Source organism: Staphylococcus massiliensis CCUG 55927, assembly GCF_000298075.1.
Lineage (GTDB): Bacteria > Bacillota > Bacilli > Staphylococcales > Staphylococcaceae > Staphylococcus > Staphylococcus massiliensis.
Genome location: NZ_JH815593.1, coordinates 475,393 through 494,067 on the forward strand (window position 1 = coordinate 475,393; position 18,675 = coordinate 494,067).

Sequence of the window (18,675 nt, forward strand, 5' to 3'; positions counted from 1 at the left end):
TCACTCCTCGTTAAAATGCATTAGTAACTGTTCATAAAAATTCGCCACATCTACTAATATCTTTTCATCAAAGTTAAGTGTAGATGTGTGTAAACCTGTCACGAAGTCCTTGTCAACATTGCGCGTACCAAAGAACACGAAGTAACTTGGCGCAATTTGATTATAGAAACTGAAATCTTCACCGAAGAGGTAAGGTTCTTCGTTAAATACAGGCTCAAGTTGATTTAATTCTAAACTACGTAATACGTGGTCTTTTAATACAGGCGCATTCATCGTAGGTGGGTAACCGACCTCAAATTTTAATTCACAAGAAACACCATATAACGCTTTGACGCTCTCAGAAATTTTCTTCATTTGTTCCTGAATAATGCTGAGATCATCCATATCATATGTACGAATCGTACCTTCTAAATAACCATTACTTGGCACGGTATTGATCGCTTCACCCGCGCTAAAGCGACCGATATGGACGATATTACGTTTTAAACCATTTAAATGAAAGTGTTGAATTTGAGTCAATTGCGTAATCACATGCGCCAACGCTTCGCTTGTTGCGCGCCCTTGTTCTTTATTCGCAACGTGGCTTGAAAGACCTTTTAAAAAGAAACGATACTCAGTCGCACTTGCGGTAAGTTCATGATCCTTAACGACAACTTTGCCTTCTTCTTCAAAAGGCATGACGTGAACGCCAAAGATTGCGTTGATATCATCCTTTGAAAAGGCACCTTCTTGAATGAGAAGGTTAGCGCCGCCACCACTTTCTTCTGCAGGTTGGAAAATGAAGATCACATTGTGAGGAAGCGCACCCTTGTCATAAAGCGCTTTACAACGTGTGACAAATAGCATGAGGGCAGTCGTATGACCGTCGTGACCACAAGCGTGCATGCGACCTTCATGTTGACTCTTGTAAGACACGTCATTCTCTTCAGTAATCGGTAGTGCATCGATATCCGCTCGAAACGCTATGGTCTTGTCACTGTTACCTTCAAGGCGACCGATTACGCCTGTTTGAAGAGGGCGTTCATAAGGAATTTCTAACTCTTCAAGAAAGTTAACGATATAAGCCGTTGTATCAAATTCTTGAAGACTAACCTCGGGATATTGATGTAAGTGACGACGGTGGTGTGTCACAAATTCTAAATCTGTCATAAACTCAACCTTTCATAACATACTAGGTAAAAAACTAAGCGAATATCCAAAGCACGGACTTCGCTTAGTTAGAAAGAATATTATTGATTTAAATTTCTTAATGCTGAAACAATTTCACGCTTAGAGTCTTCAACGTCAGTCGCTTTTTTAATTACTTTAGCCGGAGTACCTGCTACAACTGAATTCTCTGGAACATCTTGCGTTACGATTGCACCTGCAGCAACGATAGAACCTTTACCAACGCGTACGCCTTCAAGAATAACTGCGTTCGCACCGATTAATACGTCGTCTTCGATAACAACTGGTGATGCGCTAGGTGGTTCAATTACGCCAGCTAATACAGCGCCTGCACCAACGTGCACGTTTTTACCTGTTGTAGCGCGTCCGCCTAATGTCGCGTTCATATCAATCATTGTGCCTTCGCCAACTACAGCACCAATGTTAATCGTAGCACCCATCATGACTACAGCACCGTCACCGATTGTCGCATGTTCACGGATAAAAGCACCTGGCTCGATACGAGCGTTTGTATTTGTTAAGTCTTTCATAGGGATAGCAGAATTACGGCGATCCATTTCAATTTCGAATTCTTCAATGACTGTTTCGTTTTGCTCATAGAACGCTTTCCAATCATCCGCTTCGCAGAATACGACTTTAGAACGTTCCGCACCAAATACTTTAAATGTGTCCGGGAATGTGACTTCACTAAATTCACCGTTCATATATACTTTTAACGGTGTTGATTTCTTAGCCTCACTAATATATTGGATAATTTCCTCTGCAGTAAAATCTTTAACCATCTCTTAATTCGCTCCTTTGTTTAAATTATCAAATGTGTAATAGCCATTAGGCTTGTCAACTAGTGTCAATGCTGCTTGAATCGCACCATTTGCGAAGATATCTTTAGACTGCGCACGATGTGTTAGGGTGATTGTTTCATCAATACCTGCGAAGAGTACATCATGTTCACCCACAATCGTACCACCACGAAGGGCGTGAACGCCAATCTCATTGTTTGTACGCTTACTATTTTTCTCATGACGATTATGTTCTTGATAAACGTCTTGTCGTAACGACTCGATGACATCGTATAGTTTCACAAGCGTACCACTTGGGGCGTCTACCTTTTGATTATGATGCGCTTCAGTTAACTCAATATCATAATCATTGAGTAGGGGAACTGCCACTTCTAACAACTTCGTTAAGACATGAATACCATAACTCATGTTCGCGCTGAAGAAGACGGGCATATCTTGACCAAGCTCTTGTAAGCGTTCAATAATTTGTTCCTTTTCACCAGTTGTTGCGATAACAAGTGGTAATTTGAAATCTTCTTTTAATAATAGAAGTAATAGTTCCGGATTTGAAAAGTCGATAGCGACATCCGCAAGCTCCTCAACATCCTTAATTGAATGATAGACAGGGTAGGGATATGATTTATCACTTTTCACAATCACACCTACAACTTCATGACCACTTTCTTCCGCTAATCTTGCAACACGTTTATTCATTGCACCGTAACCGATTAATGCGATTTTCATGAATTATTCACCTCTTTTATATGCTTCATATGCTTTTTCTAATTCTGCTTTGTCTTCATCTAACATTGGAACAAGAGGTAAACGTAACTCATAGTTTCCAAAGCCTTCATATGCAGTTAACACTTTGATAGGGATAGGGTTCACGTCAACTTCAAGTGCATTGAGTAATGTTTGAATGTTCTTGAAATTATCATTAAGATTCGCTTTGTCATCATCGAAAAGTCTTTGATAAGCGCCAGGGATCACATTAGCGATTACAGAAATGATACCATGACCACCGCGTTCAATGTATTCAACAACATTGCCATCATTACCACTATATAAAGCGAACTCATCCATGTTTAATTGGTCTTTAAGCGCTTTAACATATTCCATGTCGTCTGTAGCGTCTTTAATACCTACAATGTATTCGTTCTTGCTTAATTCAACAACCGTTTCAACATCAATAAATAGGTTTGTTCTTGATGGTACGTTATATAAAATGACTGGTAACTTTGCTTCATTCGCGATTGTTTCAAAGTGCTTAATTAAGCCACGTTGATTCGTTTTGTTGTAATAAGGCGTGATTAACATGATACCATCTGCGCCAAGTTCACGCGCTTCAACAGATGCTTTAACTGATTTCGCTGTATTGTTAGTTCCTGTACCAGCGATAATAGGAACGCGTCCGTTTGCTTCTTCAACAACTGTCTTTAAGATTTGACTCTTCTCATCGTCTGTTAAAGTAGGGTTCTCAGCTGTAGTACCATTTACAACAATTGATTTCGCGTTATTTTCAATTAAAAAGTTAACGTGTTTCTTTAAAGCCTCGTAATTAACCTCGTCATTTACAAAAGGTGTTGTAATCGCGACACCTGTACCTTCAAAAATATGTGCCATATTTATTTATGCTCCTTTCGAATTTAATAATTGTTCTAAGATTTGAACTGCGTTTAATGCTGCACCTTTTAATAAGTTATCCGACGTACACCATACGTGGAAAGTGTTTGGAAGTGATTGGTCTTGGCGAATACGTCCGACAAAAATCTCATCCTTACCAGTTGAGTGGATAGCTAAAGGATACTCGTTATTCTCAGGATTATCGACTAAAACGACACGATCATCTTTGTCAAATACGTCTTGGATAGCTTGAACTGTCGCTTCTTTGTCTAACGTAACGTTGATATGCACGCTATGACTGTCTTGAACAGGTACACGTACACATGTCGCCGTTACGTTTAAGTCAGGTAAGTTTAAAATTTTACGTGTTTCATCAATCATTTTCTTTTCTTCTTTCGTATAGCCATCTTCTAAAAAGACATCGATATGAGGTAACACGTTGTTGTAGATAGGGTGAGGGTATGCTTCTGGAGCTTTACCGTTTGCACCTTCCTCAAGATCGCGTTTACCTTTGACACCTGAACCTGATACCGCTTGATATGTTGTGTAAGCAACACGATTTAAACCGAAAGCTTCATCTAATAATTTCAGTGGTACCACTGATTGAATTGTAGAACAGTTCGGGTTTGCGATAATCTTACGTTCAAGCTTAGGTGCGTTAACCTCAGGTACGATGAGATCGATATCTTCAGTCATACGCCATTGACTCGAGTTGTCTATTACAATTGCACCATGTTGTTCGAATAATGGAGCGAATGTTTTACTTGTGCCGCCACCAGCACTCATAATTACATAGTCAAAATTGCCATCAGTCTTATCCTCAGTAAGTTCTTGAACCGTGTACGTTTTACCATCGAATTCAACTTCTTGTCCTGCTGATCGCTTTGATGAAAAAAGCACAAGTGAATCGTAAGAAATGTTTTTACGTTTAATCGTTTCCAAAACATTTCTTCCTACTAATCCTGTTGCGCCTACTACTGCTAAATTTGCCATTGACATTCACTCCTAAAAATAAATATAAAAATTTTAAAATTCTGAAACTTTTAATTGTAATTTAGACCAATTTCATATTTTAAAACAAACATTCGACACAGAGTACAATAGAATATAAAAAAACAAGTTCGGGTGCGCCGAACTTGTTATATCTATATACAAGTGATGCACTCCATTATCTTTCAAATAATGACAGACTCTCAGCTCTTAACCATAGAATCCAATAAATGAAATCTGCTACATCATTTATTTCGGCATCTCACCCTTTCATAACCAGCCACTAGCAGGTGGTCATCTGGCTATTACTGATGATTGATGCGCCTCATCAATATCATATTCAATTGGTATGGTTTACATTATACATAAACCCACATGTCCTGTAAACTCATTTGACAGAAAATTTAGAAACTCTTACGCATTTATGCGTTAGAGTTTCTTATGGGGAGCGAGATAGAAGGCGGGAACCGACTTCGTTTTCGAGCCCTCGCAAGGCTGACTAGATTGCTTGGAAGCTTGAAAAGCGCATCAAGCATTCAGTCAGCTACTGCGCATTGAGCTTTATAGAAGAAAGTATACTTAAATTCTAGAAAAAAATTCAAACAATCCAAATTATATCTAAAGGGCTTTTCAAAAAGTAAAAATTTAACACTTTAAGAAAGTGTTTCAAATTAAACTTTCACGTTATAAGAAAGTTAAATGGGGTAGAACGTTTATAATTAAAGATTCTTAAATAAATACATAACTACAAAAAGGAGTCTACTCAATGAAAGCATCTCGTTTAATTACGGCATCTATACTCGTATCAGCACCTTTTGCAGTCTTAGGTTTTTACAAATTTGCGGAAAAGGATTCTATTCTAGCACGAATTATTCAACTTAAAGATGGATTTACGAACTACCGTAAGGCTAAAACTTATGAAGAAGTGATTGATGATAAATATAAAATTATTAATAACGTTCAATATGATACAGAATTACCTCGTGGCTTTTGCGACATCATCACGAAAAACGATGAAGGTGACGCAACACGCCCAACTTTCATCTATATGCATGGTGGTGGCTTTGTCGTAGGGGATAAAATCGAAGGCGATCCAACGACTAATGCGGATGATGCGTATATGAAATATAAATTCGAGGCGATGGTGGAATATGGCTATAACGTGGTTACGACGAATTATGCCTTTGCGCCATGGTACAAGCATCCGAAACAAGTTGAACAAATTTCACGCTTGGTCGAATTTTTAAAAGCCAATGCTGAAAAGTTTAATTTAAATAAAGACGAATTTATCATTTCTGGAACGAGTGCAGGCGGTAATCTCGCAGTCGAATTTGCGCTCATTCAAGTAAGCGAAACGTATCAACAACAAGTCGGCATTAAACCAGTATTAAATAAAGACAATATTAAAGCATTGTTACTTGAAGTACCTTTATTAGATCCTTATCGTTCTAACAAGACCCAAGCGCCGATTATATTAAATAATTTCTTATTCGGTAGAGGGGCGCGTGCCTATTACTATAAATCAGTGATACGAAAGTATAATCCGAAACTCGATTTAATCCGATATGTGGATTCAAACTTCCCGCCAGTCTTTATTACAGACGGCAATGCAGGTTCGTTTAAAGACCAAGCAACGGACTTCTACAACAAACTACAGGAACATGGCGTACCATCGGATATCTACGTCCCGTCATTTAAGTATGGTAAGAAGACGCATAGCTACATGAGTGATTTAAATTCACAAGCGACCAAAAATTATCATGAAGCACGTCATGCATTTCTATTACAACAAAACTTAGTACGATGAGTGAAAAGCCACGCCCATAGAGTAGGGTGTGGCTTTAGTAATTTGGTGAACAGTTAGCTTAAAATTTTTATCTTATGTCATTTTCTATAATCGACAAAAAAGGTACCGCATCTCAAACATGCGGTACCTCATTCATATAGCTTATAAGCTTTGTAATACGCCTTCTTCTTTAAGATAATCTTCGTATGAAAGTTCTTTTGAAACAGCGCCTGGTTTATTTAGATCAATGACGCGGTTCGCGATTGTATTAATGAATTCAAAGTCGTGTGACGTGAAGATGATAGAACCTTTGAAGTTCTTAAGACCTTCGTTGACAGATGTAATACTTTCAAGGTCTAAGTGGTTTGTTGGTTCATCAAGTAATAGCACGTTAGCGCTTGATAACATCATCTTACTTAACATACAACGTACTTTTTCGCCCCCTGAAAGCACGTCAGCTTTCTTCTTAACTTCTTCACCGCTGAATAACATACGACCTAAGAAGCCACGTAAGAATGTTTCAGTTTGCTCATCTTCAGGTGCATATTGACGTAACCAATCTACTAAGTTCATTTCAACACCATCGAAGTACTCAGAGTTGTCTTTAGGGAAGTAACTTTGAGAAGTTGTTACACCCCATTTAACTGTACCTTCGTCAGGTTCCATTTCACCAGCTAAAATCTTAAGTAATGTTGTTTTAGCAATTTCACTATCGCCGTATAATACAGCTTTATCATTAGGGTTCATCGTGAATGAAATGTTATCTAATACTTTTTCGCCATCTACTGTTTTAGAAACGTTTTCAACAAATAAAAGATCATTACCAATTTCACGTTCCGGCGTAAATTTAACATAAGGATAACGTCTTGAAGATGGTTGAATGTCATCTAGTTCGATTTTATCTAATTGTTTCTTACGACTTGTAGCTTGTTTAGATTTAGAAGCGTTCGCAGAGAAACGTGCGATAAAGTCTTGAAGTTCTTTAATTTTTTCTTCTTTCTTTTTATTTTGTTCTTGCGCCATTTTTTGAGCAAGTTGACTTGATTGATACCAGAAATCATAGTTACCCACGTAGATTTTAATTTTACCGAAGTCTAAGTCGGCAATGTGTGTACAAACGTTGTTTAAGAAATGTCTATCGTGAGATACAACGATAACCGTGTTTTCAAAGTTGATTAAGAAATCTTCTAACCACGCGATGGCTTTAATATCAAGACCGTTTGTAGGCTCATCCAGTAAAAGCACATCAGGATCACCGAATAAACTTTGCGCAAGTAATACTTTGATTTTTTGGTTATTTTCAAGTTCTGACATTGTTTTATCATGTAGGTTAGCTTCGATGCCTAAACCAGATAATAGGGTAGCTGCATCTGCTTCAGCGTTCCAACCATTCATTTCAGCGAATTCGCCTTCAAGTTCAGCAGCGCGAATACCATCTTCATCACTGAAATCAGGTTTCATATAAATTTCGTCTTTTTCTTTCATTACGTTAAATAAACGTTCGTGACCTTTAATAACCACATCAATCACACGTTCTTCTTCATAAGCGAAGTGGTCCTGTTTTAAAATAGCAAGACGCTCGTCTTTTCCTAATGAAACATGACCAGTTTGTGAATCAAGTTCACCAGAAAGAATTTTAAGGAAAGTCGATTTACCAGCACCATTAGCACCAATGAGACCATAACAGTTGCCGGGTGTGAATTTAATATTGACATCTTCAAATAATTTACGATCACCAAAACGTAAACTAACATCAGTAACTTGTAACATGTATTTTCTCCTTTATAACTTTATTCTAACGCATGCATTATACCACAAATCATAGTGACTTTCGATAAGGTAGGGACTTAGAAGTTCACGAAATCTTTGTTCGTCGCAAACCTTTTCGTGCTATGGTAAACACGCCATGTTATAATGAACAAAGTTAATCTGTACAAGGAGATAATTAAATCTATGGATCAAAATGAAATCATTGGTACGATAACCTTTTTAGAGGTAGTCGGGTTAAACGGCTCAACTTACCAACTTAAAGGACCTAATAACGAAACGATTAAAATGAATCAATCAGAAGTGAATGAAGAGGACGATCTAGAAGTCGGCGAAGAATATAGTTTCTTTGTTTATCCGAACCGTTCAGGAGAATTATTCGCAACTCAAAACATGCCTGATATAACAAGAGACCGTCATGGCTATATTACGGTAATTAAAACTGACCGCGATGGGGCACATATGGACGTTGGCCTGCCGCGTGAGGTGTTAATTCCTTGGGTGGATTTACCTAAGTTAAAAGACCTTTGGCCGGAAAAAGGCGATCAATTGTTGTGTACATTGCGTGTAGAACGCGATGGTCAATTATTCGCACGCCTAGCTACAGAAACAATTGTTCAAGAGATGTATACACCAATTCATGATGATTCATTACAAAATGCGGTAATCGAAGCGCGTCCGTACCGCTTATTACGTGTCGGCACTTTCTTATTATCTAAAGACGGTCATAAGATATTTGTGCATGAGTCAGAACGTAAAGAAGAACCAAGACTTGGCCAATTAATGGAAACACGTATTATTGGTTACAATGAAAAAGGTGAGCTTAACGGTTCATTTTTACCACTTGCGCGTGAGCGCCTAGATGATGACGGACAACTCATTTTCGAATTACTTGTTGAATATGACGGAGAATTACCATTTTGGGATAAATCAAGTCCTGAAGCCATCAAGGAAGTTTTTAATATGAGTAAAGGCGCGTTCAAACGTGCAATCGGTCATTTATACAAGCACAAAATCATTAATATCGAAACAGGTAAAATTACGTTAACGAAAAAAGGTTGGTCTCGTGTAGACGATCCTAAGTAATGTTGATTTAAGTCCTCGACCTACAATGGATAATAAATCTGTTGTAGTTCGGGGCTTTTTATGTGGTCAAGCATCATTCAGTGGTAGGTGGGGAAGGTAGAAACTTGATGGGGAAACCGTCATCACGTCTCAGAACCCTTGAAACTTGATGAGGAAACCATAATTACGTCTCAGAGCCCTTGAAACTTGATGGCGAAACTGTCATCACGTCTCAGAGCCCTTGAAACTTGATGGTTGAAACTTAATCAAGTCTCAAGACCACCACATTCCCCAATTCATGCATTTATTATAAATTAGATTTACAACTTTTTAACTGAATCAATATATTTACTAAATTTCCCATTGATAGAATGAACTTGGTTACTATCATAGGGAGGGTTTTTATGAAATCGTTATCTTCTAAAATATTGTTAAGTATCACACTCTGTCTCGCATTATTATCTATTCCTTTTGTGCTGAATCAAGCCACTTCTAAAACCTCTAACACGAAATCCTCTTCACATGAACACACAATTTTACATACAAATGATATTCATGGGCATTACTTAGAAGAAAAGGGCGAATTTATCGGAGCGCCTAAGTTAAAGACCATTAAAGATGAAACGAATCCTGATTTATTCGTGGATGCCGGTGATATTTTCCAAGGATATCCTGCTTCAGATCACTCTAAAGGTGAAGCGATGGCAAAAGTCATCAACGAACTTGATTACGACGCGATAGCGGTAGGTAATCATGAGTTAGATTTTGGTTATGACCAACTCATGAAACTCAAAAACCAAGTGAAGGCACCTATATTAAGCGCGAATATGTATAAAGATGGCGAGCGTCCATTTAAATCTTCAACATTTGTGAAAAGAAACGACACGAACTATGGGATTATCGGAGTTAATACTCCAGACACTGGTCGCATCACGCGCATATCAAGTATGAAAGGTGTCGAGTTTAAAGATCCGATTCAAAGTGCTACAAATGAAGCTTTAAAAATTCAAGATCAATCAGATGTTATCGTCGTACTGTCACACTTAGGCGATAAAAATAAGAAAGCAGCATATCGTGGCGATACACTATTAAAGCGATTAACAGATAACCCAGCAATTCATAAACCAGTTGTCGTGGTCGATGCGCATTCGCACACTGTATTAAAAGAAGGACGTACTTATAAAGGTAATGCGATGGGGCAAACGGGTCGTTATTTAAGAAACATTGGTCAAATCGACTTTAATCTTAAAGACGGTAAATTCTCTGACATCCAACCATCACTTATCTCAGAGGGTGAAACAAAACATGTTAAGCCTGATTCAAAGTTAAAGAAAGTCGTTAAAGATTTATATCATACCTTTAAGAAGGAAACTTCCGAAGTGATTCGTCAAGACAATCCAGTGACTTACCAATCACCGCTAGATAACGACGTGTCTAAAGAAACATCTCTAGGTAATGTGTTTACAGATGCTTTAGAAACATATGAGTTCGATGAGCCAACAGATTTTGCAGTTTCAAATAGTAGTGCACTTGAAAAGGATATTCCAAAAGGTTCAATAACTATTAACGACGTCATGAACGCTATTCCATACGGTGTGACAAGCGCAGTACAAACTGATGTAAAAGGGCACGAAGTTAAAGCAGCATTTGAACATAGTTTAGCTCAAGAAGTTGTCAACGTTAACGGCGAATCACAACTTAAATTCTATGGTGGCTTCTTACAAGCTTCTGATTCAATTAGTGTGAAATACGATATCAATCAGCCTAAAGGTTCCCGTGTCACAGAAATTAAAGTTAAGAATAAAGAAACTGGTAAGTTTGAGCCACTTGATAATGATAAAACATACCATGTCGCAATGCATGATTACATTGGTCGTGGTGGTCAAGGATATTCAATGTTTGGTCGCAACATTGAAGAAGGTGACGCAATGGATAAAGTGTTTATGAACTATCTAAAGGATGCCGACTTAAGTAAATACGAAGGTAACCAACCAAGCCGCATCATTCCAATGTCTTGAGTTAAGCCATTTTGAAAAGCATTTGATACGAATATAGCTAAAAAATAAGCGAGGCTAGGATGAATTAAGGAATTGGCATAATTGCTTTATTCTATTACAATTCTCCAAACAGCTGACTCAGAGGGCGGGGCCCCGGCAAAGAAATTTGCGTAGCAAATTAACAAGCTATGCAAGCCGGGGCTCTTTATTATGATCAAAGAAGCCTGAGCTTCTTTGTAAGTCCAACTACCGTATTAAAAATACGAGTTGGATTTTAGAAGACTACAGGCTCCGGCCACGCCCCAGGAAAGCATGCTGTTTAAGGGAATTGTAAATATATCCTAGTCTCACTCTTATTTATGCTACGCGTGCGCTTCAATTTCGTCTGTTAATGCTTCAAGTTCATCCACTAATTCACCAATATAAGCAATTGTTTCTTTAAGTGGCTTTTCAGTGGTGATATCGATGCCTGCTAAGTGAGCTAAATCGATAGGCGACATACTGCCTCCAGCTTTCAAGGTCTTAATCCAATCATCTACCGCAACTTGGCCTTCGTTCTGAATACGTTTCGCCATTACAGTACCAATCGTTAAACCTGCTGAATACGTATATGGATATAAGCCCATGTAATAGTGTGGCTGACGCATCCAAGTTAACTCAGCACCTTCAGTTATCAATATTTCGTCTCCCCAGAAGCGTTCAATCACATTACGCTTAATTTCATTTAATACAGGTGCGTTGATAACTTCACCTTCATCAACACGGCGGTATACCTCACGTTGATAACAAGCTTCTAATAAGTGCGTTACCATATTATGATAGTACGTTCTTGAAATGATTGAACCTATCACCCAACGTTTAAACTTCGCATTGTTACTATTCTTGAAAAGATATTGTGCCATCAACATTTCGTTCATCGTAGATGGTGCTTCGACAAAGTACATAGATGGTTCTGATTCAAGATAATTTTGATTATCATGCGTTAATGTAAAGTGACCTGCATGGCCTAATTCATGAACGAGCACGAATGCTTCTGTCATTTTTCCTGACCATGAGATAAAGATATAACTGTGAGATGCATAAGGACTCGCACAATATGCGCCAGTATCCTTATTTTTATTCTTAGGGAAGTCAATCCAGCGCTCATCATATGCACGTTTCACCATATTTAAATAATCCTTACCTAAAACTTCTAACGCACCATACATATATTTCTTAGAGGTTTCAATGGAGATATCCGGTTCATATGTGGGATCGACAGAAATCTTTAAATCCTCAAATCGAATTTGATCAAGTTGGTTGGTACGCTTGATAACCTGCGCATATTTACGCATAATTGGTGCCAATTCCTCCATGATGATATCGATTTGACAGTCGTACATGTCACGTGTCACATCATGACTTTGTAATAAGAAGTCGATAACTGAATCATAGCCTCTTAGATCAGCTTCAATCTTTTCACGTTGAACGTGGAGATTATAAGTTTCTGCTGTCGTATGTTGATACTTTCTTAATGCATCAGAGAAATGCTCGAAACTTTTACGTCTAAAGTTTGTGTCAGGGTGATCTTCATACTCATTTTCAAAGGTCACATAGTCCATTGGATACGTTTTACCATCGACCTCAAAGTCACCAAATTGTAAATCTAACATCTTAGTCGTACCGTATAAATTCATCGGCGCATAGAAAATAGGTGAAAAACTTGCTAGTGCCTCTTCAACATTAGGATCAAGTTGGTACGGCTTTAGTGCTTTAAGTTTCGTTAAATAATACGGATATTCAGAGGTTTCAATAAGTTCATTAAGTAAAACCTCATCAAGCTCTAGAAGTTCAGATTGCACGAATGTCAAGTTTCGTGCCATTTTACCACTTACACTTACGAATTTAGCTTCTACTTTTTGATATTCCGGATTAGCAGTATCTACGCTTAATTGAATACCAGAATAATTGGCTAATCTTTCATATTGAATAAGTAAGTTGCTATATTCTTTTAAAGCTTCAATAATGGTTTCTTTATCTGTTAATCGGTTTTTATAAGTGTCATGGAACTTCTCTGTGGCTTTTAACGTGTCGTCTAACGTTTCATAAAAGGCTTTGTCAGAAGGGAATAGGTCTGTTAAATCCCAAGTTTCTTCAGTTGTGACTTCTTGTCTAGTTGGTAGTTGATTGGTCATTACATTCACTCCTCTAAAATACTATTAAACTAAGTATAACGTAAAACACCAATATTCGCTTAAATCTTATTTTAATTAGCGTTTAAATCATGTAAAATTAAATAAAAGCATAATAAAAGAGTAAACATCATATGGCTATTTTTGAATTACCTAACTATTTATGGATTTCAGCTTTATCAGTTATAGTTTTAAACCTATTTTGTATTATCGCTTTAAAAAAGTGGATTGTAAGTGCAGTCATATCGTTCCTCGTATTAGGTTTACTCGCATTTGTCATTCCAAATTTCTATGATATTACGTTCGAACCTTTACTAGGTTACGCAGCGTTTATGGGTATCTTTAGCTTAGTACTAAGCTTTCTAATTTGGTTCTTTACCAAGGATTATAGAAGAAAGAGACGCGAAAAGAAACTACGCAAAGAGCTCGCTAAATACGAAACAGAAGATGAGAAAATAGATGAGCCTTGGACAAAATAATGTCCAAGGCTTTTTAGTTAGAACGAAAAGTAGACACACAATATATTAGAAATTTGTAGTTTTTTTATTCTTGTTTAACACAACCTTAATAATTAATTGGTATCATGCATTTAATTGAGTTTTAAAAAGGGGTTATGTATATGAAGAATTGGAAAAAGTTACTAGGTGCCACAGCCACATTATCTTTATTACTTACAGGTATCCATACTACTGACGAGGTGTCAGCTAAAGGTAAAAGTGAACATAGTCATAAAGAAATTTCAGTCGAAGAAACAGGGCGTTACGATAGTGGCGCGGCTTTTGGTGAAGGAGGCGCAGAAATTGTTAAATACAATAAGCACAATGGTTATGCGTACTCAATCAATGGCCATGAGTTGTCACTTGATATCATTGATGTGAAAAATCAAAAAGAAGGTAATATTGACTTAGTTAAACGAATTAAGTTATCTGAGTTTGGTATCGAAGCTAGCGATTTAACAAGCGTAGGCGTTCATCCTAGTGGCGAATATATCGCGGTAAGTGCGCCTGCTAAGGATAAAACAGATAAAGGTCATGTCGTGCTTTTCAATAAAGAGGGCGAACATATTAAAGATTTAGAAGTAGGTAGTTTACCTGATATGGTGACGTTCTCGAAAGACGGTAAAAAATTAATGGTTGCGAACGAAGGTGAACCATCTGATGACTACAAAACGAATCCTGAAGGTAGCGTTTCAGTAATCGACACTGAGAAGAAACCTGAATCTATTTCTCAAGACGACGTTCATACGTTGCCTTTCACAAAGGATAATTTACCTGAGGACTTAAGGCAAGTTGGTCCTAATAAAGAGGACGATTACTTAAATGCTGAGCCAGAATTCATCTCAGTAGATGACAATAATCAATTTGCATATGTAACGTTACAAGAATCAAATGCTCTAGCAAAAGTCGATATCCAATCAAACGAAATTGTAGACGTGAAATCAATGGGTTACAAAGACTATTCATCTAAGCGTAATCGTTTAGATGCGTCAGATAAAGACGATAAGCACCAATTAAAACATCAACCTGTTTTAGGTATGTACCAACCTGATGGCATCGCAACGTACCAGAAGGATGGTAAAACTTACGTCTTAACAGCGAACGAAGGTGACGCTCAAGATTATGAAGGCTATAGCGAAGAGACGCGCGTTGAGGATCTTAAAGATCAAACTCATTTAAAAGCCAAGCATTATGACGGTTATGGTCAGAAGAAACTAGATAACATGGCAGACCATAAAATCTTTGATGAGGATTCTTTAGGTCGCTTAAAAGTCACGAAGTCACATCCATTTAAAGATGGCGATAAGCATGAAGCATTCGTAACATACGGTGGACGTTCATTCTCTGTTTATGATACAAATTTATCTCAGATTTTTGATAGTGGTGACGATTTAGAAAAGCAAACGAAGAAACATGCGCCAGATCGTTTTAACGCTGAATATGAGTCTAAAGAGGAATTTGAAGCAGACAAACGTAGTGATAACAAAGGTCCTGAAGCTGAGTCTGTAGAGGTAGGCGAAGTGAACGGTAAAACGTATGCTTTCGTAGGTTTAGAGCGTACTGGAGGCGTTATGGTTTACGATATTTCAAATCCAAAACACCCTAAATACGTTCAATACATTTATAACAAGGAAAATAAAGACATTTCACCAGAAGGCATCACATTTATCGATAAGAAAGATAGCCCGAACGGTAAACCAATGCTTATGGTAGCACATGAATTAACAGGAACTGTCACAACTTATGAATTAGATTAACGCGTTTAATTATGGATAGGAATTGCATAGAAATTGCATGCTTTAGTAATTCAAAAATATAGCTTGATGAAATGATAAACTAAATAAATGGTTTCAAATGTACATTTTACAAATTATCAAACATTCGTAAATAATAACTAAAAGAATTTAAAAATTTTAATGAAAAATGCATAATTAAGCAAAGATGTGGTATTAAGGTACTATCACAAGATAAGGAGTGAATTTGAAATGAAATTAAAAGCATTAGCAGCAGGTATGACAAGTTTAGCATTAATCTTAGGTGCTTGCGGTAATGACACTGGTAAGAAAAAAGAAGAAAAACCAAAAACTGAGAAAAAATCAAGTACAAAAGATAAAATTAAAAAAGGTAAAGACGCAGCTAAGAAAGGTAAAAAGAAATACGATCAAAACAAAGACAAAATCAAAAAAGGTAAAGACGCAGCTAAAAAAGCAAAAGACAAAGTTAGCAACTAATACTGATTTTGATTTAGTAAATGCAGCTTAACATTACTATGTATAAATTACGTTGTTAATGTTTATACATAGCATTTACGTTAAACCTCAAGCGTTAACGCATGTCGTTAATGACTTGAGGTTTTTTTGTTTTCAAAAATATACATTTTAAGCCTATCCATATCTTTAATCTTTTTAATATTGTTGTATAATGAAATAAAAATATTCTAAAAAGGTGATATGTTAATGAAAAAAGCTATAACACTTTTATTAGTAAGCTCACTAATCCTTAGTGCTTGCGGTAATGAAGAACATAAAGATACTAAGTCAAATGAAAAGAAAACTGAAAGTAACAAATCAACTAAAGACAAGAAATCCCAAGATAAACAAAGTGAGAATGATAAGAAAACTGAGGAAGATTCTAAGGCATCAAATGAACAAGCTACTAATGAAGAACCTAAGCAAGTTGATAACTCATCAAATAGTCAAAGTAATCCTTATATCAAACATGAAGGCCAGGAATGGCGTTACAATACTGGAACAGGTTTGAGTTCAGGTGAAATGCAAAAAAAGTACGCGATTGAAAATGGTACTTATCAAGGTAAGGATGCACAACTCATTTTAGAAGCTTTAAAGTACTATGAAAGAACTTATGGCAATCCAGATACTATTAAAAAGGTTGAAGAATCGTCCCAGTATCCTTATACTGCTGAAGAATATAACCAATCAGTTGACGAATACAATGCCTTAACAGATGGCGAACAAATGAATTACGTTCAACGTGGCGTTACAAACAAAGAATATAATGATTTGCAACAACGTATAAATCAATTACGTTCTCAAATGGATACATCTCAGCGTGGTACTGATGCTGGTATGCTTGAAAATACACCTGACGCTTATTATTCTAACGATCAATTAGATCCTGAAACAGGTTTGCCAAGAGATGGTGAAGAACCTCATAAAGTGGAATAATTTTTAGTTTCACATATAAACTACTATAAAAATAATTTAGAACATCCGTAGGGGTGTTCTTTTAGTTACACCCATTACTTCCTATAATATATATTATGTAAACTAAAAGATAGTAAATCTTAGGTACCTCGCTTTATACGTCTATATTGTTGCTATTTTTGTACATTTAATTTCTTAGCATCTTTAATACGTTTTAATCGCTATATAATCATGAAGTTATATATGTTTTGGTTTGTTACGTGACCTTAACCACTAATCATTTAATTTAATCTAATGTCTTAAACCATGACCTTAACGTTATAACAAATCATTATTTTTCATATGAGATTTTGTTTTACGTAGATATCATTGGTAATTTAACACAACAGCTTATTACTATTATTTAGATTAGTCATAAATTACGCACTAGGAATTCTTTGTCTAATGTCAGCTATTAAGCAACCAATGATTACGATTTTACTAACGATATTATGCGTCATTGCTACCATTAATGACTAACATGCTGTAATTTGCATCGACGGATGATTATCCAAGTTAAACATCTCTCAGTGCACGAGAAACCGTCTCTCAGCGTCAGCAATCCCTTAAAGGTTTTTTGAACTAAACAAGTACAAATACCCACTAGTTTACATAACATAATTATAGTTACTTCATCCACATATGTTATACTTACCTAAAATCATAATTTAGGAGCATTCGATGTTATTAACAATCTTAACTTCAACGATATTATATATTGCTACGGCGGTAGATTTGCTCGTACTTTTGATCATTTACTTTTCAAAGGCGCAAACAAAACAACACCGTAGGCAAATCTATATTGGCCAGTATATAGGTTCACTGACGCTAATTACTATAAGTTTATTCTTCGCATATGTACTGCATTTCGTACCTGAAAAGTGGCTATTAGGTTTACTGGGTTTAATTCCTATTTACCTCGGCATTAAAGTGGCAATCTTTGGCGACGAAGATGAAGAAGAAGCTATGGAGAAACTTGATAAATATGGGCTTTCAAAGCTTGCTAAAACCGTTGCTTTAATTACAATCGCAAGCTGTGGCGCCGATAATTTAGGGTTATTCATTCCTTACTTTATTTCACTGAACTTCATAGAGCTTGCCGTAACCTTGGTCATCTTCATCATACTCATTTACATCATGGTGAAGGTTGCTGAAAAGATTAACCAGATTAGTGGTATAGGTGAAATGATTGAGACATATAGTCGGTGGATCATGGCGATAATTTACATCGGGCTTGGTATTTACATTCTCCTTGAAAATCATACATTTCAAACATTATGGGCTATGTTAACTTAAGGACCGAGCGCCGCTTTTTTAATAAAAGCCCTATAAGTAAAACGTTCTAATAAATTATTTTAAATTTATATTGCCAATATTTTAAAACGTGGTAAAATATAATTAAAGATTGATACATCATGATTATACTTCCTAGAAAATCTTTTAGGACTTGAGTTTCACGTCGTGCGACACGTGTGATTCAAGTCCATTTTTATGTGCTCATATACCGTTTGTCACCTTTAGCTTCCACAACTGCGCTTACAACTCAACTCTAGTCCTAAAAGTCAATTTACCTTCAAACTCCAACGTATACCGACGTGGCTTTTAAAAAAGTCAAATCAAATCAAAAAAC

15 protein-coding genes and 1 riboswitch are annotated in these 18,675 nt (G+C 36.7%); of the genes, 8 read left to right on the forward strand and 7 right to left on the reverse strand.

Annotated features, from left to right (window positions below; all coding sequences use genetic code 11):
* The 5 genes from A33S_RS0102665 to A33S_RS0102685 all read right to left on the reverse strand — a co-directional run bounded on the left by A33S_RS0102665 (position 1) and on the right by A33S_RS0102685 (position 4,562).
* Complete coding sequence (locus A33S_RS0102665) at positions 1-1,149, reverse strand: M20 metallopeptidase family protein (RefSeq protein ID WP_009384008.1); 1,149 nt, start codon at positions 1,147-1,149, stop codon at positions 1-3.
* 80 nt (positions 1,150-1,229) lie between these two features.
* The gene (dapD, locus tag A33S_RS0102670) at positions 1,230-1,949 is read right to left on the reverse strand and encodes a 2,3,4,5-tetrahydropyridine-2,6-dicarboxylate N-acetyltransferase (RefSeq protein ID WP_009384007.1); all 720 of its coding nucleotides are present in this window, start codon (positions 1,947-1,949) and stop codon (positions 1,230-1,232) included.
* Positions 1,950-1,952: 3 nt separating this feature from the next.
* Positions 1,953-2,690, reverse strand: coding sequence for a 4-hydroxy-tetrahydrodipicolinate reductase (gene dapB / locus A33S_RS0102675; RefSeq protein WP_009384006.1), 738 nt, complete (start codon positions 2,688-2,690; stop codon positions 1,953-1,955).
* Between the two features lie 3 nt (positions 2,691-2,693).
* Positions 2,694-3,569 (reverse strand): 4-hydroxy-tetrahydrodipicolinate synthase, encoded by an 876-nt coding sequence (gene dapA, locus A33S_RS0102680; protein WP_009384005.1) that lies wholly within the window; start codon positions 3,567-3,569, stop codon positions 2,694-2,696.
* Positions 3,570-3,575: 6 nt separating this feature from the next.
* Entirely contained in the window at positions 3,576-4,562 is a 987-nt protein-coding gene (locus tag A33S_RS0102685) for an aspartate-semialdehyde dehydrogenase (protein WP_009384004.1), read from the reverse strand.
* A 157-nt stretch (positions 4,563-4,719) separates the two neighbouring features.
* Positions 4,720-4,896: riboswitch (Lysine riboswitch) on the reverse strand.
* Between the two features lie 429 nt (positions 4,897-5,325).
* Here A33S_RS0102685 and A33S_RS0102690 point away from each other — a divergent pair.
* The gene (locus A33S_RS0102690; protein WP_017176520.1) at positions 5,326-6,366 is read left to right on the forward strand and encodes an alpha/beta hydrolase; all 1,041 of its coding nucleotides are present in this window, start codon (positions 5,326-5,328) and stop codon (positions 6,364-6,366) included.
* A 141-nt stretch (positions 6,367-6,507) separates the two neighbouring features.
* Here the strand turns inward: A33S_RS0102690 and A33S_RS0102695 are convergent, their stop codons facing one another.
* Entirely contained in the window at positions 6,508-8,115 is a 1,608-nt protein-coding gene (locus tag A33S_RS0102695) for an ABC-F family ATP-binding cassette domain-containing protein (protein WP_009384002.1), read from the reverse strand.
* 183 nt (positions 8,116-8,298) lie between these two features.
* On the opposite strand from A33S_RS0102695, the gene A33S_RS0102700 reads away from it, so the two are divergent.
* The gene (locus A33S_RS0102700) at positions 8,299-9,198 is read left to right on the forward strand and encodes a CvfB family protein (RefSeq protein WP_017176521.1); all 900 of its coding nucleotides are present in this window, start codon (positions 8,299-8,301) and stop codon (positions 9,196-9,198) included.
* 383 nt (positions 9,199-9,581) lie between these two features.
* Positions 9,582-11,195 carry a bifunctional metallophosphatase/5'-nucleotidase gene (locus A33S_RS0102705; protein WP_009384000.1) on the forward strand — a complete coding sequence of 538 codons (1,614 nt, stop codon included), beginning with the start codon at positions 9,582-9,584 and terminating at the stop codon, positions 11,193-11,195.
* 341 nt (positions 11,196-11,536) lie between these two features.
* Here A33S_RS0102705 and pepF read toward each other — a convergent pair whose 3' ends face one another.
* Positions 11,537-13,348 carry an oligoendopeptidase F gene (gene pepF / locus A33S_RS0102710; protein WP_009383999.1) on the reverse strand — a complete coding sequence of 604 codons (1,812 nt, stop codon included), beginning with the start codon at positions 13,346-13,348 and terminating at the stop codon, positions 11,537-11,539.
* Positions 13,349-13,479: 131 nt separating this feature from the next.
* Here pepF and A33S_RS0102715 point away from each other — a divergent pair, with 131 nt between their 5' ends.
* The 5 genes from A33S_RS0102715 to A33S_RS0102735 all read left to right on the forward strand — a co-directional run bounded on the left by A33S_RS0102715 (position 13,480) and on the right by A33S_RS0102735 (position 18,341).
* Positions 13,480-13,824, forward strand: a complete 345-nt coding sequence (locus A33S_RS0102715; protein WP_009383998.1) for a hypothetical protein — start codon at positions 13,480-13,482, stop codon at positions 13,822-13,824.
* A gap of 140 nt (positions 13,825-13,964) precedes the next feature.
* Entirely contained in the window at positions 13,965-15,599 is a 1,635-nt protein-coding gene (locus tag A33S_RS0102720; RefSeq protein WP_009383997.1) for a choice-of-anchor I family protein, read from the forward strand.
* Positions 15,600-15,827: 228 nt separating this feature from the next.
* Entirely contained in the window at positions 15,828-16,073 is a 246-nt protein-coding gene (locus tag A33S_RS0102725; protein ID WP_009383996.1) for a hypothetical protein, read from the forward strand.
* 225 nt (positions 16,074-16,298) lie between these two features.
* Positions 16,299-17,027, forward strand: coding sequence for a hypothetical protein (locus A33S_RS0102730; RefSeq protein ID WP_009383995.1), 729 nt, complete (start codon positions 16,299-16,301; stop codon positions 17,025-17,027).
* Between the two features lie 699 nt (positions 17,028-17,726).
* Positions 17,727-18,341, forward strand: coding sequence for a CadD family cadmium resistance transporter (locus tag A33S_RS0102735; RefSeq protein WP_009383994.1), 615 nt, complete (start codon positions 17,727-17,729; stop codon positions 18,339-18,341).
* The last annotated feature ends 334 nt before the right edge of the window (positions 18,342-18,675 follow it).